At 60.6% G+C, this 23,513-nt stretch carries 21 protein-coding genes and 1 pseudogene; 5 read left to right on the top strand and 17 right to left on the bottom strand.

Translation table 11 applies throughout. The features are described from left to right. Window positions 1–5 precede the first annotated feature (5 nt). From RGV33_RS15445 to eutH, 3 genes and pseudogenes are all read right to left on the bottom strand, one after another. A complete protein-coding gene (locus RGV33_RS15445) occupies window positions 6–788 on the bottom strand; it encodes an SDR family NAD(P)-dependent oxidoreductase (protein WP_322145009.1) in 783 nt (260 codons plus the stop codon). 180 nt (window positions 789–968) lie between these two features. Next, window positions 969–1,325 carry a DUF1937 family protein gene (locus RGV33_RS15440; RefSeq protein WP_322148683.1) on the bottom strand — a complete coding sequence of 119 codons (357 nt, stop codon included), beginning with the start codon at window positions 1,323–1,325 and terminating at the stop codon, window positions 969–971. Between the two features lie 41 nt (window positions 1,326–1,366). After that, a pseudogene (gene eutH, locus RGV33_RS34275) lies at window positions 1,367–1,505 on the bottom strand (ethanolamine utilization protein EutH); the annotation flags it as partial. Window positions 1,506–1,836: 331 nt separating this feature from the next. Between eutH and RGV33_RS15430 the strand changes: the two are divergent. Next, entirely contained in the window at window positions 1,837–2,619 is a 783-nt protein-coding gene (locus tag RGV33_RS15430; RefSeq protein WP_322145008.1) for a DeoR/GlpR family DNA-binding transcription regulator, read from the top strand. A 55-nt stretch (window positions 2,620–2,674) separates the two neighbouring features. Here the strand turns inward: RGV33_RS15430 and RGV33_RS15425 are convergent, their stop codons facing one another. The 6 genes from RGV33_RS15425 to RGV33_RS15400 form a co-directional block, all read right to left on the bottom strand. Continuing rightward, window positions 2,675–4,150, bottom strand: coding sequence for an amino acid permease (locus tag RGV33_RS15425; RefSeq protein ID WP_322145007.1), 1,476 nt, complete (start codon window positions 4,148–4,150; stop codon window positions 2,675–2,677). Between the two features lie 236 nt (window positions 4,151–4,386). Next, window positions 4,387–5,802 (bottom strand): glycerol kinase, encoded by a 1,416-nt coding sequence (locus tag RGV33_RS15420; protein ID WP_322145006.1) that lies wholly within the window; start codon window positions 5,800–5,802, stop codon window positions 4,387–4,389. Window positions 5,803–5,820: 18 nt separating this feature from the next. Continuing rightward, window positions 5,821–7,059: an NAD(P)/FAD-dependent oxidoreductase gene (locus tag RGV33_RS15415; RefSeq protein WP_322145005.1), complete on the bottom strand. Its 1,239-nt coding sequence runs from the start codon at window positions 7,057–7,059 to the stop codon at window positions 5,821–5,823. Next, window positions 7,046–8,455 (bottom strand): NAD(P)/FAD-dependent oxidoreductase, encoded by a 1,410-nt coding sequence (locus RGV33_RS15410; protein WP_322145004.1) that lies wholly within the window; start codon window positions 8,453–8,455, stop codon window positions 7,046–7,048. Before RGV33_RS15410 ends, RGV33_RS15415 begins: the two co-directional genes overlap by 14 nt. A 554-nt stretch (window positions 8,456–9,009) precedes the next feature. Then, window positions 9,010–9,843: an oxidoreductase gene (locus tag RGV33_RS15405; protein WP_322145003.1), complete on the bottom strand. Its 834-nt coding sequence runs from the start codon at window positions 9,841–9,843 to the stop codon at window positions 9,010–9,012. A 183-nt stretch (window positions 9,844–10,026) separates the two neighbouring features. Continuing rightward, window positions 10,027–10,950, bottom strand: a complete 924-nt coding sequence (locus tag RGV33_RS15400; protein WP_322148681.1) for a LysR family transcriptional regulator — start codon at window positions 10,948–10,950, stop codon at window positions 10,027–10,029. 110 nt (window positions 10,951–11,060) lie between these two features. Here RGV33_RS15400 and RGV33_RS15395 point away from each other — a divergent pair, with 110 nt between their 5' ends. After that, entirely contained in the window at window positions 11,061–11,279 is a 219-nt protein-coding gene (locus tag RGV33_RS15395) for a DUF2790 domain-containing protein (RefSeq protein ID WP_322145002.1), read from the top strand. Here RGV33_RS15395 and RGV33_RS15390 read toward each other — a convergent pair. The 8 genes from RGV33_RS15390 to RGV33_RS15355 form a co-directional block, all read right to left on the bottom strand. After that, window positions 11,276–12,523 carry an OprD family porin gene (locus RGV33_RS15390; protein WP_322145001.1) on the bottom strand — a complete coding sequence of 416 codons (1,248 nt, stop codon included), beginning with the start codon at window positions 12,521–12,523 and terminating at the stop codon, window positions 11,276–11,278. The two genes, RGV33_RS15395 and RGV33_RS15390, sit on opposite strands and share 4 nt — an antisense overlap. 39 nt (window positions 12,524–12,562) lie before the next feature. Then, window positions 12,563–13,897, bottom strand: a complete 1,335-nt coding sequence (locus RGV33_RS15385; protein ID WP_322145000.1) for an MFS transporter — start codon at window positions 13,895–13,897, stop codon at window positions 12,563–12,565. Between the two features lie 55 nt (window positions 13,898–13,952). Continuing rightward, a complete protein-coding gene (locus RGV33_RS15380) occupies window positions 13,953–14,714 on the bottom strand; it encodes a 1,6-dihydroxycyclohexa-2,4-diene-1-carboxylate dehydrogenase (RefSeq protein WP_322144999.1) in 762 nt (253 codons plus the stop codon). Between the two features lie 10 nt (window positions 14,715–14,724). Then, complete coding sequence (gene benC, locus RGV33_RS15375; protein WP_322144998.1) at window positions 14,725–15,747, bottom strand: benzoate 1,2-dioxygenase electron transfer component BenC; 1,023 nt, start codon at window positions 15,745–15,747, stop codon at window positions 14,725–14,727. Between the two features lie 10 nt (window positions 15,748–15,757). Beyond that, window positions 15,758–16,246 (bottom strand): benzoate 1,2-dioxygenase small subunit, encoded by a 489-nt coding sequence (gene benB / locus RGV33_RS15370; RefSeq protein ID WP_322144997.1) that lies wholly within the window; start codon window positions 16,244–16,246, stop codon window positions 15,758–15,760. After that, window positions 16,243–17,619 carry a Rieske 2Fe-2S domain-containing protein gene (locus RGV33_RS15365; protein ID WP_322144996.1) on the bottom strand — a complete coding sequence of 459 codons (1,377 nt, stop codon included), beginning with the start codon at window positions 17,617–17,619 and terminating at the stop codon, window positions 16,243–16,245. Before RGV33_RS15365 ends, benB begins: the two co-directional genes overlap by 4 nt. An 85-nt stretch (window positions 17,620–17,704) precedes the next feature. Further along, complete coding sequence (locus RGV33_RS15360; RefSeq protein ID WP_322144995.1) at window positions 17,705–18,664, bottom strand: AraC family transcriptional regulator; 960 nt, start codon at window positions 18,662–18,664, stop codon at window positions 17,705–17,707. A 117-nt stretch (window positions 18,665–18,781) separates the two neighbouring features. Further along, a complete protein-coding gene (locus RGV33_RS15355) occupies window positions 18,782–20,182 on the bottom strand; it encodes an MFS transporter (RefSeq protein WP_322144994.1) in 1,401 nt (466 codons plus the stop codon). Between the two features lie 272 nt (window positions 20,183–20,454). Here RGV33_RS15355 and RGV33_RS15350 point away from each other — a divergent pair, with 272 nt between their 5' ends. Genes RGV33_RS15350 through RGV33_RS15340 form a run of 3 tightly spaced genes read left to right on the top strand, consistent with a single transcriptional unit; the run spans window position 20,455 to window position 23,508 of the window. Then, window positions 20,455–21,300 (top strand): ABC transporter substrate-binding protein, encoded by an 846-nt coding sequence (locus tag RGV33_RS15350; protein ID WP_322144993.1) that lies wholly within the window; start codon window positions 20,455–20,457, stop codon window positions 21,298–21,300. Window positions 21,301–21,316: 16 nt separating this feature from the next. Further along, the gene (locus tag RGV33_RS15345) at window positions 21,317–22,825 is read left to right on the top strand and encodes an amino acid ABC transporter permease/ATP-binding protein (RefSeq protein ID WP_322144992.1); all 1,509 of its coding nucleotides are present in this window, start codon (window positions 21,317–21,319) and stop codon (window positions 22,823–22,825) included. Between the two features lie 17 nt (window positions 22,826–22,842). Continuing rightward, window positions 22,843–23,508, top strand: coding sequence for a GntR family transcriptional regulator (locus RGV33_RS15340; protein ID WP_322144991.1), 666 nt, complete (start codon window positions 22,843–22,845; stop codon window positions 23,506–23,508). The last annotated feature ends 5 nt before the right edge of the window (window positions 23,509–23,513 follow it).

The following is a 23,513-nucleotide window of genomic DNA, read 5'->3' as shown; positions in this document are numbered from 1 at the left end:
CGGGATCAGCGAGGTGCAAGACGAATGGCACCATCAAGGCGCACCGATTCACCGTTCATGTAGCTGTTGGTGATCAGGAACGTCGCGAGGTCGGCGTATTCTTCAGGCAGGCCCAAGCGATGGGGGAACGGTACCGAGGCTGCCAGGGACTGCTGCACGGTGTCAGGCAGGCCCGCCATCATCGGCGTGGCAAACAGGCCCGGCAGGATGCAGTTGATGCGCACGCCCTCACCCGCCAGGTCGCGAGCGATCGGCAACGTCATGCCGACCACCCCGGCTTTGGACGCGGAATAGGCCGACTGACCGACCTGGCCGTCCTGGGCCGCTACGCTTGCGGTGTTGACGATGACCCCGCGCTCACCATGGGCCAGAGGCTCAAGACTGAGCATGCCGGCGGCGGAGCGCGACAAGCAGCGAAAACTGCCGACCAGGTTGATTTGAATCACGCGGTCGAAATCGGCACTCGGGAAGGCTTTGATCACGCCCGTGGCGCGGTCGCGGCCAGCGGTCTTGGCGCCTTTGGAAATACCCGCACAGTTCACCAGAATGCGCTCCTGGCCATGGGCCTCGCGGGCGGCGGAAAACCCTTGGTCCACCGACTCATCCGACTGCACGTCGACCTGGCAAAACAGCCCATCGACGTCCCACGCGACCTGCTGCCCACGCTCGGCATTCATATCGAAAATGGTCACTTTCACACCGGCCGCAGCCAACCTGCGCACTACCGCCTCACCCAACCCCGAGGCGCCCCCGGTGACCACTGCTGCTATGCTCGCGTCGAGTTTCATCTGCCTGCCTCCAGAATCGCCGGGCGGTGGAGCAAGCACCGGCGATTGATCTGATTATTTGCAGGCAATTGTGCGGGTTTGTGAAAAACCGGCCACAACCAAAGGCGCCAGGGCGTGCCATTTCATGACATTAGTGAGGGTGACCGCCGACCACGCGCTGGCGGGCCTGCCCTTTTCGCCTCAGTTGAACTGCGACGCCACTTCAGACCAGAGGCTCACCCGGCGACCGCGACTTTTGAAGAACTCTATTTCGCGTTTGATCCCGGAACTCAGGTCCCAACCGGGCAGGTCGAGAACAATCAGTTCTTCCAATGCTTCCATGAAAAACGCATCGACCGGTGCCCAAAGCTTGCCGACAGCTGCGCTGTCTTTGCCTTCAAAGGCAAGGTTGATCGGATGGGACATGGAGACCTGGCTGAACACTGCGTTGCCAGACTCAACGAGGGTTGCCGCGACTTTGTTGCACGCAATAAATCGCTCATGGGTTACCGAAGCATCGGCGTGGCTATACGGGCAGGCTAGAAAAATCTTTCGCATGTTTACCTCGTTGAAATGGAAGGTTTCTACCCCTTCCAAGTGATGGATTGTTTGATAGCGGCGCCAACGGCGAGCAGCCCGCCGAACAGCTTTGGCCAGCAAAATCGGCATGATCAGCGTCGGCTGGAAGTGGGCGATAAAAGCTAAATGATCGCCAAGGGTTGCCTGCGCACAGACGCCCGGTTTAATGACTGCTTTCATAAGTCCACGGTGGACGCGTACCTGCCCTGCCGTTTCTCAGCGTATTACAAACACTTCATATGCCATTCGTTGTTTTGATGTGGTTTTGAATGACAAACCCACTGGAATCGGTCATTTCTGCGGCGTATTCTGCAGGGCAGCCTTGCAGTGCAGTGGGCACGGGGCGAGGCCGCTGTGCCTGAATGCCACGGCCCATTGCCTGTGGTTTCGCAGAGGCGGCACCCGTCGCGTTACCATCGCTCCATTTGTGTTCCCAGGTAACAGGGATGCGCCCCAATACAGCACTTCGTGTAGCACCCGAGGACGACACATGCGCCCTACAGAACGACGCCAACATATTCTTGAATTGCTGCGACAGCGCGAGCGAATTTCAGTCGATGAATTGGCTCGCACCCTCAGCACCTCGCAGGAAACGATTCGCAGGGACCTGACGGTTCTATCCGAAGAAGGCCAGGTCACCAAATTTCACGGCGGCGCATCCCTTCCACCGAGCGGGGAGCATGAAAATGCCTTCCAGACTCGGATGAATGAGTACTCGCCAGAGAAGCGAGCCGTTGCCAGGTATGCCGCGGGGCTGTATGCGCCGGGCGACAGTATCTTGATCGACACCGGCACCACGACGCTGTTTTTTGCGCGCGAACTGGCCAGGCTCAGTCGCATCACAGTGATCACCAACTCCCTGCTGATTGCCGCGAGCATTGGGGCCAGCGGCAACCGGGTGTTTGTGATCGGCGGGGAATATCGGCCGGAGTCGGAACAGAACATCGGCGCGTTGGCCATGGAGCAAATCGCCAGGTTCAATGCTGAACATGCGGTGGTGACGATCGGTGCCTTGAGCGCGGATGGCGCGTTTGACTTTTCCATCGAGGAAGCTGAAATCACCCGCGCAATGATTGCCCGCACGCGTTATCTCACGGTGATTGCAGACTCATCGAAAATGGGCAAGCGTGCGCTGTTCCAGGTGTTCCCGCTGGAGCGAATCGACCGACTGATCATTGATCGAAAGCCCATGGGCGAACTCGCCAAAGCCCTGGCAGAGGCGCATGTGGAGGTGCATGAAGCGCCGCCAATCAGTCGCTCGGAATGGCAATGAGGCTGACCGGGTGGGCTATGGGCCCACCCGGCGCCCGCGCAGTGAGCGCGGTGGGTTAAAGATAGGCGCCCAGCACCGGCATGCGTTCAAGCTGCTTGCGACGGTTCATCCAGACCGACAGGAAAACCAGTGCACCGATGCCCATGGACGCCAGTACATACAGTTGCGCCACGCGAAAATCAGACGGAATGATGAACACGCACATCTCTACGAACAGCCAGATACACGCGCCGACAACCACCGGCCACTCCCACTTCCCAAGCGTGAAATCGTCGGGGTGATGGACGTGTTTGTGGCGGGTAAAGATGTATAGCAACACAGTGCCGCTGTAGAGCAAGGCAGGAAACAGGGTGGCTGCGCCCAGTAGTTGGGTCAACGCGTCGGGGCTGGTGTAGAAGCTCAAGACGATGGCAATCGAAACGACGCCGGCCAGCACAGTTGCCCATAGCGGGCCGCCTGTAGGGCGAGGCACCACGCTGAGTTTTTCAGAAAAGGGCAAACGCCCATCGCGCGCCATCGCATGAATCAGGCGGCTATTGCTGGTCATGATCACGAGGCCGCAGGCGAAAATCGCGATGCACACCACCACGAGCACTACCTTGCTGAACACCTCTCCCAAGGTCATACGGATCACGTCCGCAACGGGGGCGGAGCTTTTGGTCAGCTCCTCCACATGATCCCCAAGCCCCAGGCTGACGACGATCAGGAACAGCGTGCCGAGTACGCCACTGACCAGTATCGCGTTAACCATGGCGCGCGGAACCACTTGCTTGGGGTTGTGTGTTTCTTCAGCGAGGTTTGCCGCCGACTCCCAACCCACCAGCGTGAAGGCGCCGAGCAACCCGGACAGCATGAAGGGCCCGAGCCAACCAAAGTAATTGTCACTGTGAATGACGCCGGTCGAGACCAGGTTTGAGGCATTGCCTTTACCAAAGAACGCCACCGCCACGCCAATCGCCACGATCAAGCCAAACACCGCGAGCACTTCCGCGCCGACGGCCATGTTGTTGATCCTGGTCAAGATAGGCGTAGACCAGATGATCAGCAGCATCTGCACCACTAACAAGGCGACGGTGGTAGATGCCCCGGCGGCGGCTGTGTAGTCCCAGCCCAGCAGTGGGAACAACGCCACCTGCGCAAGGCTGTAATCGACCGCCACCGCGACAATCGCCAGAAACGCAAAACTCGCCCAACCGAACCACCACCCCAATACCGGGTTGACCAGGCGGCTCGCCCACTGATAGCTGAAACCCGACAATGGAATCTTGCTGGCAAGCAGGCCGAACACCAACGCCACCAAAAGTGTTCCCAGTGTCACGATTGGCCAGGTCCAAATACCCACGGGGCCACTTGAAATCAACAGACTTCCGTAAGTGGCGAACAAGCCGGTTGTAATGGATATGAATGAGAAAGCCACCGCAAAAGATTCAAACTTTCCCAATGTTCTTTCGAATTGAGCCTGGTAGCCGTCTTCGCCCACTGTTGTGCTTGAGCCGTGCGCCTGCGCGCCTGCCTTTTTATATTCAGACATTTAATGTCTCCTGGAGTATGCACCGCGAACAGACTCCCCCTGTTTCGCACTTGATGGGCGAAGAGTGGGAGTCGCTTTTATTAAACGCACTTCACATGCCAGACTGTTTTTGCACTGTGGAATTGCACTTTCCTCAGCGTTCAAACAGTCAAACAGACGCGCTGCGGGCAGGCTTTAACTGAGCAAAAGAACTTACGGAACTTCTGCTCGACTGCCAGCGGCGCACTTGCGATCAGCTAACGCCAGTCTCTGCAGCGTTTAACCGCCTCTGCAAACGTATTGCGCCATTCAAGCGCTTGTGCGGCGCTGACTTTCGGCCTGAACTGGGTACGGGTGTCACGGGGTGGCGTTAACTCGATACCCATGCCTTGGGCCGCCAGTGCCGCACAGCCGAAAGAAGTCAGTTCATCAAAGCGCTGGGTCACAATGCACCGTTGCAGCGCGTCGGCCAGAAACTGCGCGAAGTAAGGGCTGCGCGCCAACCCGCCATCAATGGACAAGCGATCGGTGACGGTAAGAAACCCATCCATCGCGGTGATCACTTCGACGCTTCTTAACGCAACGCCTTCCAGCACGGCCTGGCACATGTCCTGGCGTGTGGTACTGCCATTCATTCCAACCCAGAGTGCGGCGGCACTGCGGTCCCAGTGCGGGCAGGCCAGGCCCGATAAGGCCGGCACAAACGCCAACTGTCGGGAGATCGCCGGCGGCTCGTCGAACGCTGCCAGCTGCGAAAAGTCGGAAAACAGGCCCAGCCGCCCCGCCCATTCCACGGCAGCACTGGCGTCGTACACACCACCGTCCATGGCGTAGGTTGCCTTGCCGTTGATTTTCCAGGCGATGGTGGCCAACAGGCCTTTATCGGGCGCGCGAATGATCTGGTCGCCGGTCAACGCAAGCGCAAAAGCGCCTGTACCGAAGGTAATCTTCGCGTCACCTTCACTTCGACAGCCGTGCCCATACAGAGAGGCTTGCTGGTCGACGATGGACGCCGTCACCGGGGTAACCCCGATTTCACCAAAATTGCCCACGGTGTCGCGGATTTCAGGCAGCGATTCCATGGGCACACCAAAGAGTTCGCAGAGATCAGAGTCCCATTGGCCAGTCGACAAATTCATCAGCGAGGTTCTCGACGCGGTGGTCACATCGGTGGCGAAAACACCGGTGAGCCGGTCCAGAAAGTACGCATCGGTAGTCCCAAGGCGAAGACGCCCGGCGTTGAGCGCGCTTTTAGCGGCGGGCAGGTGTTGCACGATCCAGGCAAGTTTGCTGGCAGAGAAATACGGGTCCAGCGGCAGCCCGGCGCGTTCCAGGGTCAACGCCTCGCGCCCGGCGCTGCGCAGCTTGGTGATCTCAGCCGTGGTGCGATTGTCCTGCCACACGATCACCGGAGACAGGGGTTCTCCCGTTTTGGCATCCCAGGCCAGGCAGCTTTCCCCCTGGTTGGCGATGCCGATCGCATCCACCCGGCCAGTGGACTCCAGGCAACGCTGGATATTGTTAAGCAGCTCCAGTGGGTCATGCTCGACCCAACCTGGATGGGGGTGATGCTGTTGATGGCGCAGCGAGAGCTGGATATCAGCTGAACCATTCTGGTCGACCACCATTACGCGGGTACTGGTAGTGCCTTGATCGATAGCGGCGATGCGCATGCTTCAGGTCTCCTTTTGTTATTCGGCGACAAAGTCGACTTCAAGTTGCTGAACACCCTGGGGCACGTTCAGGCCGGCAATCGGTATCAAAATTCTGCGCTCGGGCAGATAACACGCCGAGCGCGACCACAACGCCTGGCCGTCAGCCCTCACCACCAGGCGCCCACGCACCGCTTTGTTCACGCGCAGTTGAAGATGTTTCATGCCCGGCACAGGAGAAAGGTTCAACCGCTGAGGCACGCAGAGTTTCAGTTCGCCTTTACAGCGAACCTCAACTGTTTGACGGGATGACGGGAGTTGCCCACGCAGATCGTCAGCGATCAGGCTGGCGATCTGGCGACCTTCGCGAAATGACCACCCTGCCGTTTCTACAGGCCGCAACACATTACCGGCGGCAAAGTACGCCGGGTCAGAGCAACGCCCGTATTGGTCGATAACCGGCCCGCCGCTGTTGGGGTCCAGCCGCAGCTCGCCGAGCCTTACCAGGCTGGACTCCGGGGTAAAACGCCCGGTGAAAAGTACACCGTCGCAGTCAAACGTTTCAAGGCTGCCATTGGCCAAGCGCACACTTGCGCCGTCGACGCGACCCGTGCCATGAATCTCGACCAACTGCGCGCCGTAATGCATGGGTACACCGCACAGGCGCGGGAATAGCGACAGTGGCCAGCGCGCGGTGGCGCGGTTATTCGCCTCGATCATCGCCACGGGCCGAATACCGGCACGCCTGCAACTCATGATTGAAGACAAGCTGACCAGCTCAGTGCCAACGATCAGCGGGCGCTCAAACGGCTTGAGGTGTTCCAGGTAAAGGTACGACTGGAAGGCGCCCGTGTTGATCACCCCCAACGGACGATCGCCGCCTACCAGCTGCGCCGAGCGCGGCGTTTCCCTTGCGCCGGTGGTAATCAACACCCGCTGCGCCTGGAGGCGGGTCTGCCCTTGCGGGCTGACGACTTCCAAGCGGCCGCCTGCGCCCAGCTTGATCACTGAATGCTTCACACGTATATCCACCCCAGCGTTGAGCGCTTCACTCACGTTGCGCCTGGCATAAGCCGGCCCGCTGTAAATCCTGCCGTATTCCCAGAACCCGAACGGCGGATGGCCGCAGTGACGAGGAATGCCACCCGCTTCGGGTTCGCGCTCGATAACGAGCACTTTTTCAACCCCCAACCTACGCAGTTGCACCGCCGCCGCAAGGCCGGATGGCCCGCCGCCGATAATCGCGACGTCGACGTGTTCCGTCTTAATGGGCTTCATGGCAGGCACCTGTAGCGAGCGGGATAGCCAGGCGGCCGGCACTCAGTTCGGCCACCCGCGCCGAGCAATAAAAGCCCTGGCAACGCCCCATGCAGGCTCGCGTGCGGCGCTTCAGCCCACCCAGGTCGCCCGGCGGCAACGTGCTGGCCAGTGCCGCGTTGATCTCCCTGAGCGTGACCATTTCGCAGTGGCAAATGATCTCCCCATAGCCGGGTGTCTGGTAATCACGCGGTAAATGCTCGGCAAGATTGGGCAGCGTCGGCCACTGCAGGCTTTGCGCGGTCAGCGGCGTGTGACGGGCCTCGTACAGGCTGAACACGTGCCGGGCGATGCCCAGTGCTGCGGTCAGGCCGGTGGACCGGATACCGCCCACGGTGATCCAGTTTTTACCGGGGACTGTGTGTATCCGGTATTCCTTTTTGTCACTGGCAGGGCGTAAGGCGGCATACGTGGCCGTCACCGGCATGCCCTCCAGCGCGGGAATCCGCTGCACCGCGGCGTCTACCAGTTGCTGCAGGACCGCGCTGTCGAGCCCTGCATGAAGGCGGTCGTCCTGTTCTTCTGCGGTTGGGCCCACGAGCAAATTGCCGTACACCGTTTTCGTCAACACAATGCCTTTGGTACGCTCGTTCGGCACCGGCAAAATGATGTTGTTCAAATAGCGTGAAGCCGCCTTGTCAAAGACCACGAACTGGCCTTTACGCGGGTGGATAGAGAAGCTGGATTGGCCGAGCAGGTCGCGCTCAAGGTGATCACCGAACAACCCCGCGCAATTGATCACGGTGCGCGCCCTCACCGCACCGGCAGTCGTGGTCAGCGACCACGTGTCGCCGTCGAAGTGGCCGTTGTTCACCTGCGCATTAAATTGGACCTGGGCACCGTGCAACATCGCTTGCAGCAGATAGCCCAAGGGCGCAGACCACGGATCGATCAGAAACTCGCCGGGCACTTTCACCGCACCGAGGGCCGTGGACGCAAGATCAGGCTCAAGCGCCATGACCCCCGCGCGATCAATGAACTGCGCATCCGCGACACCATTGTCATGGGCTTGTTGAATAATCCCCTCCAACTTGCCCAGGTCATCCTCGTTCCATGCCACCACCATCGCCCCGGTCTCAAGCAGCGGCAATCCCATCTTCCGGTAGATCTGCAGGTACTCCTGGTACCCGGCCTGCATGCACGCAAGCTCCAAACTTGCGCGTGGCGCGTCAAAGCCGGTGTGCAAAATTGCGCTGTTGCCTTTACTTGCCCCGGACAAGATATCGGGGCTTTTTTCAAGCAGCAGGACGCGCGCGCCCTCGAGCGTAAAACGCCTTGCCATTGCGCATCCCACAACGCCGCCGCCGATAACGACGACGTCGTAGACAACCGTGTGGTTGGGGAATGTTTTCGTCATAAGCTCGCCTATTCCGGTGAAGACTTGATGACCGAATAAGTGTGCAGCGCATATGCCACTGACTGGTTTTTCGTTGATATGACCGGTTGCCCACCGGTGTCCAGTCAAACGGGCATACCTGAGCGACGGCTACGCTGCGGGTGACACTGGCCTTGGCGGGTAGTTGAGCGAGGTTGTTGCGCCTGACTTAAAAAATCGCACTCATGCCGGTTCAGTCATTTAGCTGACTGATGAGGTTTTTGTGGGATACCCCAAGCAGGCTCGAATGTGCTACCACGCTACACAATCGTGCACATCAGGGTTACCTGCTGCGCACTTTTGTTGCGTAAACCTCAACAATAATTGGCATTAAATTGAGGCTATTTCGTTGGCTTAATGACCGGCTCACTCTAAAAGCCACAGGTTAAGCGCCCTCAATCCCCCACATGCGTATGCACTAGAAGGGGCAACAGCGCGCATGGTCGACGGCAGGACTACCCCGCAGATAAACACGTCATGGCCATCAAAGATCACCCACTGTCGAACGGGGACCCCGATAGCCTCTGACTCACCGCTTAACCATCCGTAGACCGCGTCAGCGCCTCCCACTGATCGATATCCCGCAGGGATTGCACCAGCTTTTCCCGCACATAACCCAACGCATCACTGCCCAGCAGCAGGTGCGCAGGTGGGTTGGCGCAGGCGATCAGCGTCAACATCGCTTGTGCGGCTTTTTGCGGGTCGCCCAATTGGTGGCCGCTTTTCTCTTCCCGCGCCTGGCGCACCGGGTCAAAGCTGGCATCGTAGTCGGCAATGCTGCGGGGCGTACGCTGCATCGAGCGGCCGGCCCAATCGGTGCGAAACGAGCCGGGGGCTACAGCGGTGACAAAAATATTCAACGGCTTGAGTTCTTTACTCAAGGTGTCGGAGATGCCTTCCAGTGCGAACTTGCTGGCGCAGTAATAGGCGATACCCGGCATGGTAATCGTGCCGCCCATCGACGTGATGTTGATGATGTGCCCGCTGCGGCGCTGGCGGAAGTACGGCACGAAGGCCTTGGTCACGGCCACGGCGCCGAACACGTTGACGTCGAACTGACGACGCATGTCTTCCAGCGGCGACTCTTCGAAAATGCCCTCGTGGCCGTAACCTGCGTTGTTTACCAGGACGTCCACCGGGCCGAAGCGGGTCTCGGTCTCGGCGACCATGCTGTCAATCCGCTCAAAGTCGGTGACATCCAGGATCACCCCATGGGCACGTTCCGCGGACAACGCTTCAAACGCTTGCAACGCGTCCTGGTTACGCACGGTACCGATGACGCGGTGGCCGGCAGCCAACGCCTCTGCCGCCAGCGCCTTGCCAAAGCCGCTGCTGATACCGGTGATGAACAGGGTTTTGTGAATACTCATGGGAGATGCCTCTCGGTTGACGTGCACCCATGGTAGTCAGGTAATCGCCGTCGACCTATGCCGGTAAATCCAGGAAGTTTGCCTATTCCTATTAGTCTGAAGAGGAGTTTGTTTCCACGCGCCCGCCGGCACCGCTCGCCCGCGTGGCCAACAGGGCTCGGTTACATCCGCAGTACTGCAACGTTAGCCTCGGGGCGCCTCAATCACTTTCACCTGCTCCGCCAACAACACCGGCAGTTGCACCTGCAAAAACGCCACCCACGTGCGTACCTTGGCATCCAGAAAGCGCCTCGATGGATACACCGCGAAAATGCTCCGCTCCCGTAGCCGATAGGCGGGCAACAACCGCACCAACGAGCCCTCGCGCAACGCCGCGCTTGCGCTGAAAAACGGCAATAAACTGATGCCCATGCCCTCCTGCGTCGCCTTGACCATCGCATCCGCGACATTGGTCCTGAAGGTGTCACCCGGCGAAATCGCAACCTCGCCCTCTCCCCCCGTGAACAACCACGCATCCTCCTGGAAGTCCTGCAGATGCAACCGTCGATGCTGCATCAACTGTTGCGGATGCTTGGGCACGCCGTACCTGGCCAGGTATCCCGGAGCCGCACAGGGCACACTGAACAACTGCCCGATCGTCTGGCTGACCAACGCCGAATCCGGCAACGAATGGGCGATGGAGATCACCACGTCGTGGCCTTCTTCCAGCGGGTCCGGGTTGTGCTGTGACAAGGTCAACTCCATGCATACATCCGGGTATTGCTCGCTGTAGCGGGCAATCAATGGCGTGATCAATACTCCCAACCCGCTCATGCAATGCACCCGCAACCGCCCGCGAGGGTTGAGGTGCGCGCCGCTGGCCTCGGCCGTGGCTTCCCTCACGTCTTCAAGAATGTCGCGGCAGCGCAGCAGGAACCGCTCGCCGGAATCAGTCAGGCTCAGGCGCCTTGTGGTGCGCTGCAACAGGCGGGTCTCAAGGTGTTTTTCCAGCTCGCCAATCAATCGCGACACCTGCGCCCCGGACACTTCCAGTGCCTCGGCCGCGGCGGCAAAACTGCCAGTGTCGACAACCCGGGCAAACACTCGCATGCCATTGAGCAGGTCCATCAGCGTTGCCCCTTGATTGCTACGCAATACGTATGAATCATTCACCTGTTCCTGTCTTTATCCCGCTGCGCCAATCACTAAAATGAAGCCTACTCACAGAGGGACTCATCATGAATATCAAATGGTTCAGCCTGATCCTGCTCTTCACCGCCACCGGCGCCCTGGCGGCTGGCAGCAATGATGCGCCGGATATCCAGCGCATCGTTTCAATCTCACCCGTGCCCGGCAGTTGCCAGGTAGAGCCGGCGACGATGGTTTACCTCGACAGCCAGGGCGCCCGCCATACCGTCAACTACCAGGTCATGGGTACGTGCCAGGGCGGCGTTTAAAGCAGCTTCCAGGTGTAACTGAGGATCAACCGGTTCTCATCGATATCGCTGCGGTAGTTCGAACGGGCCATGACGTTACGTACCCGAATACCCAGGCCGCTCAACGTGCCGCTTTGCACCACATAACCGATGTCCAGGTCACGCTCGCGGTCACGGCCTTCGTAGCCGGCGCCGGTGGTCACGTTATTGCCGGTGATATAGCGCACCGTGCTGGTCAGCCCCGGAATGCCCAGCGCCACAAAGTCATAGTCGTACCGCACTTGCCAGGAGCGTTCGTCGGTGTAGGCGAACTCGTAGGTGGGCACCTCGTTACCCAGTGGCGTGATGTTGGCGAAGACCCGCGGGAACGCACTGTCGCCATACATGGCTTGATAGCCCACGTAGAAGATATGCCCGCCATGCTTGGCCGACAGCAGCGAGAAAAACGCCTGGTTGTCGATCTTGCCGAGCAATTTGTCGCCGTCCTCGCGGGCATCGTAGTAACCCAGGTTGGCCCCGAGCACCCAGTCGCCCATTGGCTGGCTGTGCTTGAGGCCGATAAAGTCCTGGCTGTAGATGTCTTTGAGTTGGCCATGCCAATAGCTGACGCTGGTGCGGTTGGTGTTGAAGGCGTAGTCGCCACCGAGGTAGTTGAATGCATCACTTTCTGCACCGCGCTGCGGCACATGGCCGAGCATGGCGATCATCTTCTCGTCACCGGCTTCGTTGCGCAGACTGGTGGTGGTCAAGTGCCCGGCCTGGACCGTCAGGCCTGCAATTTCCCCGGAGCTGACGCTTACGCCCTGGTAGCTCGGCGGCAGCAGGCGAATGTCGCTGAACGCTAACACCGGCAGGTTGGGTTGCAGCTCGCCGACCTTCAGTTCGGTCTTGGAGAACCTGGCCTTGAAGGTCAGGCCCAGGCGGCTGTAATCGTCCGGGGCGCTGCCATCGCCCTTGACCGGCAGCAAGCCGGTATTGGTGCGGTCCGGGCTGCTGTCGAGCTTCAGGCCCAAGGTGCCCAATGCATCCAGGCCAAAACCGACGGGGCCCGGGGTATAGCCGGATTTATAGGTCAGGATAAAACCCTGGCCCCACTCCTCTGCCTTTGACTGTTTGTTGGCCCCGACAATGTCCGAGAAGTCGCGGCTGAAATAATAGTTGCGGGCCTGCAAGGTGGCCGTGGAGTCTGCGAAAAAACCACCTTCGGCCGCTGTCGCCGCAAGGGGCATGCCCAACAGGGACAGCCAGATACGTTGTGTGTTCATGTCGTTGCTCTTAGTTATTGTTATCGACGGTTTAAAAAGTCACAGCGCCTGCGCAGTGACCAAATCGGTGCTGGAGCGCCGCTCATTCAGGGCATACGCAGTCATCGCCAGCGCAGCGATGGCGCCGGGAACGGCAAACGCCAGGAAGTTAAGCTGCAGCGGCAGTTCGATGCCCATCAGTGCACCGCCCAGCAACGGGCCGACAATCGCGCCGTTGCGGCCGATACCCGACGCCCAACCCAACCCGGTGGAACGAATCGACAAGCCATACAGCTGCGCAGTACCGGCATACAGCAGGATTTGTGTGCCGATGGTGGTGGCGCCCGCGATGAAGATCAGCAGGTACAGGACCGGCATCGGGCTGTTGATGCCCAGCAGGCTGATGGACACCGCAGCGGCGATGAAGAAGCCGATCATGACTTTCACCAGGTTCAGCCGGTCACCCAGCCAGCCGCCGAGAATCGCCCCGGCCATGCCTCCAAAGTTCAGCGCCAGCAGGAACGACAGGCTCGACCCCAAGCTGTAACCGGCCCCGGCCATCAGCTTGGGCAACCACGAACTCAGGGCGTAGACCATCAGCAGGCAGCAGAAGAATGCGACCCAGATCGACGCGGTGCGTACCGCCAGGCCATGGCGAAACAGCTCCAGCACCGAGGCGCCCTTGCCTTTGCCGGTGCTGATCTGCAACGTGTCGTCGGCTTCGATGCAGGCGTCGGGCGACAGGCGCTTGAGCAAGGCACGAGCCTGTTCCAGCCGGCCCTGGCGAATCAGGAAGCCGACCGATTCAGGCAGCCAATAGACAATCACCGGCAGCAGCAACAACGGCACGGTGGCGACGAAGAACATCGACTCCCAGCCATAGCGCGGCAGCAGGTAAATCCCCACGCCCGCCGAGAGCATGCCGCCCAGTGAATAACCACTGAACATCAAGGCTACCAGGGTGCTGCGGATCTTCTTCGGTGCGTATTCGTTCATCAATGCGACTGCATTGGGCATCAACCCGCCACAACCCAAGCCTGCGATAAACCGGCAAATACCGAACTCAGTCGGGCTGCCGGCAAAACCGTTAACCACCGTGGCAACGCTGAACAACGTGAAGCAAATGGCGATGCCTTTCTTGCGGCCAATCCGGTCCGCCAGGCTGCCGAACGCCAGCGCGCCGAACATCATGCCGAACAGCGCATAACTGCCCAGGGCGCCTGCCTGCAAAGGCGACAAGCCCCACTCCTTCATGATGGAGGGCAATACCACGCCGTAGATAAACAAGTCATAGCCGTCAAAGATCAACAGCAAGGCACACAAGCCCATCACCAGCCAGTGGAAGCGGCTGAAACGGGCGTTATCGATAATCGAATGGACGTCATGGGTACGCATGGCAGTGCTCTCATTATTGTTGTTGTGAGTCAGTGTCTGCAGGTACAGCAGTGGGTCAGCCGAGGTCGCCGCCGCCTACCGGCAAGGTGACGCCCGTGATGTAGGAGGCCTCATCGCAGGCCAGAAACAGGATGGCGCCGGCCTGTTCGTCGATGCTGCCGTAGCGCTTCATCGGGCTGCTGTCGAGGGTCTGGTCGACGATCTGTTGGTACCAGACGCGCTCCTGGTCGCTCTGGGGTTGGCTGTTGCGCGGGATGCGGCGCGGCGGCGCTTCGGTGCCGCCAGGTGCGGTGGCATTTACGCGGATGCCACTGCCGGCGGTCTCCAGGGCCAGGCATGCCGTGAGGGCGTTGACGCCGCCCTTGGCCGCGCCATACGGCACGCGGTTCACCCCGCGCGTAGCAACCGAGGACACGTTGACGATGGCGCCGCTGCCCTGCTCCAGCATGTAGGGCAGCACGCAATGGCAGCACCACAGCGTCGGGAACAGCGAGCGGCGCACTTCGGCCTCGATTTCGCTCTCGGCGTAGTGCTCAAAGGGCTTGGCCCAAATGGTGCCGCCAACGTTGTTGACCAGGATGTCGATACGCCCGAAACGCGCCTTGGCCGCGGCCATCACACGGGCGCATTCGGCATGCTGCTCCAGGTCAGCGGTAAGGACCAATGCCCGCTCATGCTGCAATTCATGCACGAGTTCCGAACGGTCGACCGCCACCAGCCAGGCGCCCTCTTCCAGCAAACGCTCGGCAACACGTCGGCCGATGCCCTGGGCGGCGCCGGTAACCAGCGCCACCTTGGTATTGAAACGTGAGTTCATGGTGCTTTCCTCAGGCGGCGTCGCCGGTGACGATGGCGTTGGGCGTGAACTTCTCGAAGTGGAAGCTCGCCGGGGTGACGCCCTGGCTCTTGAAGTGCTGGCGCACCGCGTCGACCATCGGCGGCGGCCCGCACAGGTACACGTCCACGTCGCCGTCGTTCAGCACGTTTGCGGCCATGTGCTGGGTGACATAGCCCTGCTGTGGGTGCGTGGTGTGTGGGTCCGCCACGCAGGTGACGAAGTTGAAGTTGGGCAGGCGCTTGGCGAAGGCTTTCAGCACCTCGACCAGCACCAGGTCCTGGTCCCGTGTCACGCCGTAGATCAGCGTAACGGCGGGGGTTTCCCCGCGTTCGGCCAACACTTCCAGCATCGACAGGAACGGCGCCAGCCCGGTGCCGCCCGCCAGTAACAGCAACGGACGCGCCACTTCACGCAGATAAAAACTGCCCAATGGCCCGGTCATCGGTACGGCGTCCCCCGGCTGGGCGCGTTCCAGCCAGCCGCTCATCAGCCCGCCCGGCACATGCTTGATCAGGAAGCTTGCGCGTTGGTCGCCGGGCTTGCTGCTGAAGGAGTACGAGCGGGTCTGCCCACTGTCCGGCACGCCGATATTCACGTACTGGCCCGGCAGGAATACCGGCGCCTGGTCCAGTTCGAAACTCACCTCCAGCGCCGCATCGGCATGCCGGGTAATGCTCGCCACCGTCGCGGCAAACTGCGCGGTACCGGTCTTGCACGCACTGGACGGCACCGGCACGGCAATCACGCAATCGGACTGCGGCACCATCTGGCACGTCAGCACCTGGCGCTCACCGGCTTCATCCTCGCTCAGGGCGTCTTCGATGTAGTCGTCGCCCAGGTCATAGGCGCCGGTTTCACAGCGGCATTTGCAAGTGCCACACACGCCGTCCGAGCAGTCCATGGGCAGGTTGATACGTTGGCGAAAGGCCGCGTCGAGGACCTTTTCACCCACCTTGCAGTCGATAAAACGGGTCACCCCGTCCTCGAAGTTCAGGGCAATGGAGTACGTCATGCGCGTGTCCTCAGATGTGGTAGATGTCGATGACCTGATGGATGTAGTCGTTTTTCAGCACCACTTTCTTGCGCGTGATCAGCGGCTGCTCGGCGCGGATGTCCAGGCGATAGAACGAGGTGCCAAAGTACGTATCCGTAGTCTTGTAGCGATGGCTGAGGGTTTGCCAGTTGAAACGCAGCTCCACGTATTGGCCGTCGTCGGCCAGCACTTCGAGGTTGGTGATCAGGTGCGCGGTGCGCGGCTCCGGGGTACTGGCGCTGGAGCGCTCGGTCTTGATCCGGAACACGCGGTCTTCCAGGCCGTCGCGGCTGGGGTAATAGATCAGCGAGATTTCGCTTTGGGGGTCTTCGGTCAGGGTGTCGTGGTCGTCCCACGCCGGCATCCAATACTCGACCTTGGGTGAGTAGCATTCGAGCCATTCGTCCCACTGGCGGTCATCCAGCAGGCGCGCTTCGCGGTACAGAAAGTCCAGCAGGCGGTCGCGGGAAGCACTCATGACAGCACCTCCTTGTCCGTGGCGATCAAGCCTTGGCGCTCGCGCTCAATCGCGCGTTGCAGGCTCTGGGCCCAATGGGCGTGCTGGCGGACGAACAGGCCTTCATCCTCGGTCTTGACCCCGCTGAGTTGCGGGTGCATGCCCATGGCCTGGGCGTTTTCGTCGGCGCCTTCGACCCACTGCCTGGCGCCGCGGCTGAGGTCGTTCCACAAGGTGGTCGCGCCCTGGTAGCCGGTCTGGCAGGCGCGAAATTCCTCCAGGTCGTCCGGCGTGCCCATGCCGCTGACGTTGAAGAAGTCTTCGTACTGGCGAATGCGCGTTGTGCGTTCCTCGGCACTTTCACCCTTGGGCGCCATGCAATAGATCGTGACTTCGGTCTTGTCGACCGCAATTGGCCGCACCACGCGGATCTGCGTGGAGAACTGGTCCATCAGGTACACATTCGGGTAGAGGCACAGGTTGCGCGTTTGATCGACGATAAAGTCGGCACGTGCCTGGCCCAGGCGCTCGGCCAGCGCTTCGCGGTGGGCGTGCACCGGGCGCACTTCGGGGTTGAGCAGGCGCGTCCACAGCAGGATATGGCCGTGGTCAAAGGCGTAGACACCGCCCAGGCTTTTCGACCAGCCATTGGCATCGACGGTACGCGTGCCTTCGGCTTCATAGTTGCGCCGGCCCATGGTCGCCGAGTAGTTCCAGTGCACGGAGCTGACGTGGTAACCATCGGCACCGTTTTCGATCTGCAGCTTCCAGTTGCCGTCATACACATACGACGAGCTGCCCCGCAGCACTTCCAGGCCCAGCGGTGCCTGGTCGACCATCTGGTCGATGATCACCCGGGTTTCACCCAGGTAATCGCTGAGTTCCGGCACCGTCTCGCTGAGGCTGCCGAACAGGAAGCCGCGATAGTTTTCGAAGCGGCCAAGGCGCTTGAGATCGTGGGAGCCGTCGCAGTCGAAGCTGTCGGGATAGGCGCCGGTCTTGGCGTCCTTCACTTTGAGCAGCTTGCCGGCGTTGCTGAAGGTCCAGCCGTGGAACGGGCAGGTAAACGAACCCTTGTTGCCCTGCTTGCGGCGGCAGAGCATAGCCCCGCGGTGGGCACAGGCGTTGACCAGGCCATGCAGGGTGCCTTGTTTGTCGCGGGTGATGACCACCGGTTGGCGGCCGATCCAGGTGGTGAAGTAGTCGTTGATTTCTGGCACCTGGCTTTCGTGTGCCAGGTAGACCCAACCGCCTTCGAAAATGTGTTTCATCTCCAGGGCAAACAGGTCGGGGTCGGTGAATATGTCGCGGCGGCAACGGAACACCCCGGTGGCGGGATCTTCCTGGACAGATTCGCGCAGTTGCAAGGCGAGTCGGTCAAATGTGCTGATCATGGGGTAGGCCCTCGGTTGTTCTTGTATCAGGCCCCCCCACCTTATGTGCTTGCCCTACCCCTCAATATCCGCTGACTGCAATTCGTTATCCGCCTGGCGCAAGCCGACGCTTCCAGGTCTGCGAGGGCAGCTCGCCAAAGCGTTTGCGATAGGCCTCGGAGAATCGTCCCAGGTGCACAAACCCATGATCCAGCGCCACCTCGGTCACACTGCGCGCTGTGGCCAGTTGCAGCATGGCGTGCACCCGCTCCAGCTTGCGCTGGCGCAGGTAGTCCCGGGGCGACAGGCCGACCTGACGTTCAAACAGGTTATACAGCGAACGCTCGCTGACCCTGGCGACAGTCATCAGTTGCTCGACGCTGATGTCGTCAGTCAGATGCTCCTCAATGAATTGACGCACCGCTTCAAAGCCGCCGCCTTGGTCCGGCCGCGGGATCACCCGCAGTACGTTGCTGGCCAGCAGCGCCAGCAGCTTATTGGCCACGATGCGCTCGTACAGGCCCTGCACTTCGGGCTCGGCGGCGTTTTCGGCCTCGTGGCAGATCAGCCCCAACAATTGCAGGAACCCGCCCATTTCGTTGAGCGCGTGGCGCGGCGCGGCGAAACGGATGCCCTGCTGCGGCAACGTCCAGTGCTGTTCGAGGCAGGCGTTTTCCAGCAGGCGCACAGGTACTTTGATGATGAATTTTTCGCAATCGGCGGAATAGGTCAAGTCCACCGGGTCATCCGGGTTGATCAGCAGCACTTCCCCTGGCCCCAACACCTGCTCTTCGCCACGGGAGTTCGAGCGGCAGTGGCCGTGCAACAGGATCTGCAGGTGATAGATGGTTTCGAGCGCCACCGACGTCACCCGTACCGGCGCGCCGTAGCTGATGCGGCACAGGTCCAGGCTGGAAAAAGTCCGATGGCTGATGCTCGCCTGCGGACGGCCCTTGGGCGGCAGGCGAATGCAGTGGCTGCCCACATGCTGGTTGACGTAGTCGGACACGGCGTAGGCATCTGCACGATCAAAAATCTGGCTGCGCTCACTCAATAGCACGGTCATGGTTGCGCCTTTATTGTTATGGGCCCTGCGTGTGTACTTAACCGCAGGTTGATGCGGGGAACTCGAACCGTCCAATATTCAATAGGTGTTGCTTCATACCCCGAAGGTATCGTGGGCTCACTTGCGTTGCAAAACCGACTCACCGGCCTGGGGCGGCAACCGCAGGTTATCCAGTAGCGCCATGCCCGCAATCACTGCCACCAACAGGAACGTCATCTGGAAGTCGGCCGTTGCGGCCTGCCCGGTGTTGCCGTGAAAATTCATGGCAAAACGTAACAACAGCGCGCCAATCGCGACGCCCATGGCCATGCTCAGTTGGAAAAACATGCTGAACAACGTCGAAGCGTCGCTCATCTGCGCCTTGGGTATATCGGCAAACCCCAGCGTATTGAACAAGGTGAACTGCATGGAGCGCGACAGGCCACCCACGAACAGAATAAACAGGATCAACGCCCAACTCATGCGCTCGTCCAGCAGCGCACACGCCGCAATCGCCAGCACGCCAAGGACGCCGTTGATCATCAGTACCGGGCGAAAGCCCCAACGCTGCATCACCCAGGTGGTGAACGGTTTCATCGCCAGGTTGCCCGCAAACACCGCGAGCACCAGCAACCCCGCATCAAAGGCAGACAGCCCGAACGCCAGTTGAAACATCAACGGCAGCAAAAACGGCAAGGTACTGATGGCCACCCGGAAAATCGACCCGCCACACAGGCACACACTGAAGGTGCGTACGCTCACCACACCCAGCGCCAGTAACGGTTGCGCATGCCGGCGCATATGGCGCCAGGCGAAGGCACCCAGAATCATCCCTGCACCACTGAGCACAAGGCCCTGCAACAAGCTGCCACGACTCTGCCCGAGCAGTTCGACACCGTACAACAGCGCGGCACTGGCGAGGCCCACCAGCAGGAAACCACTGAAATCAAATGTGCGGGAAGTAACCTCTTCACGTTTGGGAATCAACACCAGCGTGGCGATCAAGGCCAGCAGCCCCAGCGGCAAATTGAGGTAAAAAATCCACGGCCAGGACGCATGGGTCACGATAAACCCGCCCACCGGCGGGCCAAGTATCGGCGCCACCAGGCCGGGCCAGGTGATGAATGAAATCGCCCGCACCAGGTCTTTTTTCTCGGTGGTACGCAGCACCGCCAGGCGCCCCACCGGCACCATCATCGCGCCGCTGATGCCCTGCAACACCCGCGCGGCGACGAAGGTCTGCAAGCTGTCACTCCAGCCGCACATCAGGGACGACACGCTGAACAGCACAATGGCCGAACCGAAAACCCACCGCGAACCCAAGCGGTCGGCCAGCCAGCCACTGATGGGAATAAACACCGCCACGGCGAGCATATAGGCGCTCATGCCGATGTTCACGTCCACCGCGCCCACCCCGAATGTGCTCGCGATGTCCGGCAATGCGGTCGCGATCACCGTAGCGTCGAGGTTTTCCATGAAGAAGGTGACGGCGACCAACAAGGCAATCAAGGTTGAGCGGCGTTGGGACATCGACGTCATTGCTGTTCACTCACGGTAACGAAGCAGCACTTTATCAATAAGTACGTGGTTTATGCCCCGCAAAACTCCATGCCTGCGCGCTTCACAATGTGGCACTCGGTAGCGACTCGCACTGTTTTGGTGTGCGCGTTTACAAAAACACATCCTCACATCCGTAAAACCCATCAAAAAATATCAATAATCCGACATTGGCACGAAAAACGCTTACTCACTAATACGCGATTGTTGAACAATCCAAACCACCCCTGCATCCAGCAACCGAGGCAACGAACATGCAAAAAGGTCTGACGGGCAAGTACACCATCCGCACCCTGGGGCTGGCGATAACGCTGGCGTGTGTGGCACCGCTACTGTCGGCTGCCGAGGTCAAGGGCACCCTCAAACAGGGCGAACTGTCGATCGGCTCTGACCTCACCTACCCGCCCTACACCTACCTTGAGCAAAAGACCCCCGCCGGTTTCGACCCGGAGTTCATGCAGTTGATGGGCAAACAACTGGGGTTGACGCCGCGTTTTCTCGACACCCGTTTCGCCAACCTGATTTTGGGCGTCAACGCCCGGCGTTTCGACGTGGTGGCCTCGGCGCTGTATGTCACGCCCGAGCGCGCCAGGCAGGTGGATTTTCTCAGCTACCTGAAGACGGGCTCTTCGCTGATGGTGCTCAGTGCCGGTGACTTCAAGCCCCAACGCCCGGAAGACCTGTGCGGCAAGCGTGTCGGCTCGATCAAGGGCGCATCGTGGGTGCCAAAGCTGAACAACGTATCGGCTCAATACTGCATCCCTGCGGGCAAGCCGGCGATCGAGTCCCGTGAGTTCCCGACTTCCCCGGAAGCCGCCCAGGCCCTGCTGGCCCAGGCGGTCGACGTGCAGATGGAAGACGCCGCGGTCGCAAAGATCACCGTCGAAAAACTGCACGGCAAAACCGTGATCAGCTCCAGCGAGTTGATCTACCCGGTGGTGGTCGGCCTGGCCGTACGCAAGGAAAACCCGGCGCTGCTGCAGGAGTTGACCACTGCCCTGGGCCAGATCAAACAGGACGGCAGCTACGCCAGGCTGCTCGCGCGCTACAACCTGGCCGAGCCAAACGCCGCCGAGATCAGTGCGGCACTGGGTAACTGACACGCGGAGCACCTTTATGCAATTCGATTGGCACTACACCCTGGGCCTGTTATGGAACGGCGACTTCTGGCGCGCCGTCGGCACCGTGGTCGAACTGAGCCTGGAAACCTGGCTGCTGGGGATCGCGCTGGGGTTTTTCCTGGCCCTGGCCCGGCAGTCGGAACGCCGCTGGCTGCGAGACTGCGCCGGGGCCTACATCTGGTTTTTCCGCAGCCTGCCGTTGCTGGTCCTGCTGATTTTCGTCTACAACCTGCCGCAAGTATTTCCATCGACCAGCGTGGTGCTGTCCAACCCGTACTCTGCGGGTTTGATCGCCCTGGTGCTGAGTGAAGCCGCCTACATCGCCGAGATTCATCGCGGCGGCTTGCTGGCGGTGGTCAAGGGCCAGCGCGAAGCCGGCAAGGCGCTGGGCGTGGGTTATCGCGGGGTGCAGCGGTTGATCGTGGTACCGCAGGCGCTGCGGGTTGCCCTGCCGACGCTGGCCAACGAATACATCACCATCGTCAAGCTGACCTCGCTGGTGTCGGTGATTTCGCTCTCGGAAATCCTGCTGGTGGGCCAACAACTCTATACCCAGAACTTCCTGGTGATGGAGACCATGCTGGCCGTGGCGTTCTATTACGTATTCATCGTGACAGTGTTCAGTTGGCTGTTGCGCGTACTGGAAAACCACCTGGATGTGACCCGCCGCAAACCCAAGGCAATCGCCGCTGCCGAACTTGACCAGGTGGCGACGGGACGAGCCCCGGGCCAGGCCGAGCCCGGCGAGTTCGCCCTGCAGGCCCGCGCGGTGCGCAAGGCGTATGGCGAGCTGGAAGTGCTCAAGGGTGTGGAACTGAATGTGCGCTGGGGCGAGGTGGTGTCGATCATCGGCCCGTCGGGCTCGGGCAAGACCACGCTGATTCGCACCATGAACGGCCTCGAAAGCCTGGACCGCGGCGAAATCACCCTGCAAGGCCAGCCGTTCCTGCGTGGCACCCAGGAACCGCAAGGCGCACTGGGGCACAAGGTGCATATGCGCGGCATTGTCCACGTGGGCATGGTGTTCCAGGGGTTCAACCTGTTCCCGCATAAAACCGCCCTTGAGAACGTGATGCTGGCCCCCGTCTACCATGCCCATGGTGGCGGCGAAGAGTTGCGCCTGTTGAGCCTGGCCCTGCTGCGCAAGGTGGGCATGCTGGAACACGCCGGCAAATACCCGCACCAGTTGTCCGGCGGCCAGCAGCAACGGGTGGCGATTGCCCGGGCCCTGGCGATGCGGCCTTCGGTGATGTTGTTTGACGAGCCCACCTCGGCCCTCGACCCGGAATTGGTGGGCGACGTGCTGGCGGTGATCGAGGAACTGGCCCGCGAAGGCATGACCATGGTCATCGTCACCCATGAAATGAACTTCGCGTTCAAGCTCTCCGATCGCGTGGTATTCATGGAAGGCGGCGAGATTATCCAGGACGCCGCGCCGCGCGAAATGCTCGAGCAACGCAGCGAACGCATGACCAAGTTCCTCAAAGACGTCCAACTGGCGTGAGCCCCAGGAGCCCCAACGTGAGTCAAGCCAAGGAACCCAGCCTGTCGCTGGCCGACCAGGTTGCCATTGAACTGCGCGAAGACATCATCGGCGGCCGCCTGCTGCCCGGCATGCCGCTGGTGGAGAGCGAACTGGTCAACGCCTACAACGCCTCGCGCAATACCGTGCGCGAAGCCTTGCACCACCTGGGCCGCGAGGGCCTGACCAGTTACGTGCGCAATAAAGGCGTGATCGTGCGTCGCCTGGGGGTGGATGAGGTACGCGACATCTTCAAGGTGCGGCGCACCTTGGAGCTGCAGGCGATTGCGGCCAGCAAGCCGCTGCGCGAGTACCAGTCCGACCTGATGCTCGACGCCATCGAGGCCGCGCAACTGGCCCAGGACCGCGAGAACTGGCAGGCCTTCGGCACCCACAGCCTGCGCTTTCACCAACACATCGTCGGGCTGATGCGCAGCCCGTTGCTGGACGAGTTTTTTACCCATATTGCGGCCCAGATGCGCCTGGTGTTTTCCAATGCTCCCAGCGAGGAAACCTTCCAGAAACCCTGGTTGGAGCGCGACCGGCAGATCCACGACCTGCTGGTTGACGGCCATAAAGAGGCCGCCGGCGAAGCCCTGGCCAGCTACCTCAACGACTCCGAATCGCTGCTGCTGGACATCCTGAGCAGCATCCCAAAACCCTGAAACGA

This window comes from Pseudomonas sp. Bout1, assembly GCF_034314165.1.
In the GTDB taxonomy this organism is placed as follows: domain Bacteria; phylum Pseudomonadota; class Gammaproteobacteria; order Pseudomonadales; family Pseudomonadaceae; genus Aquipseudomonas.
Note: the sequence above shows the minus strand (reverse complement) of the source record. Positions and strands in the feature narration are given on the sequence as shown.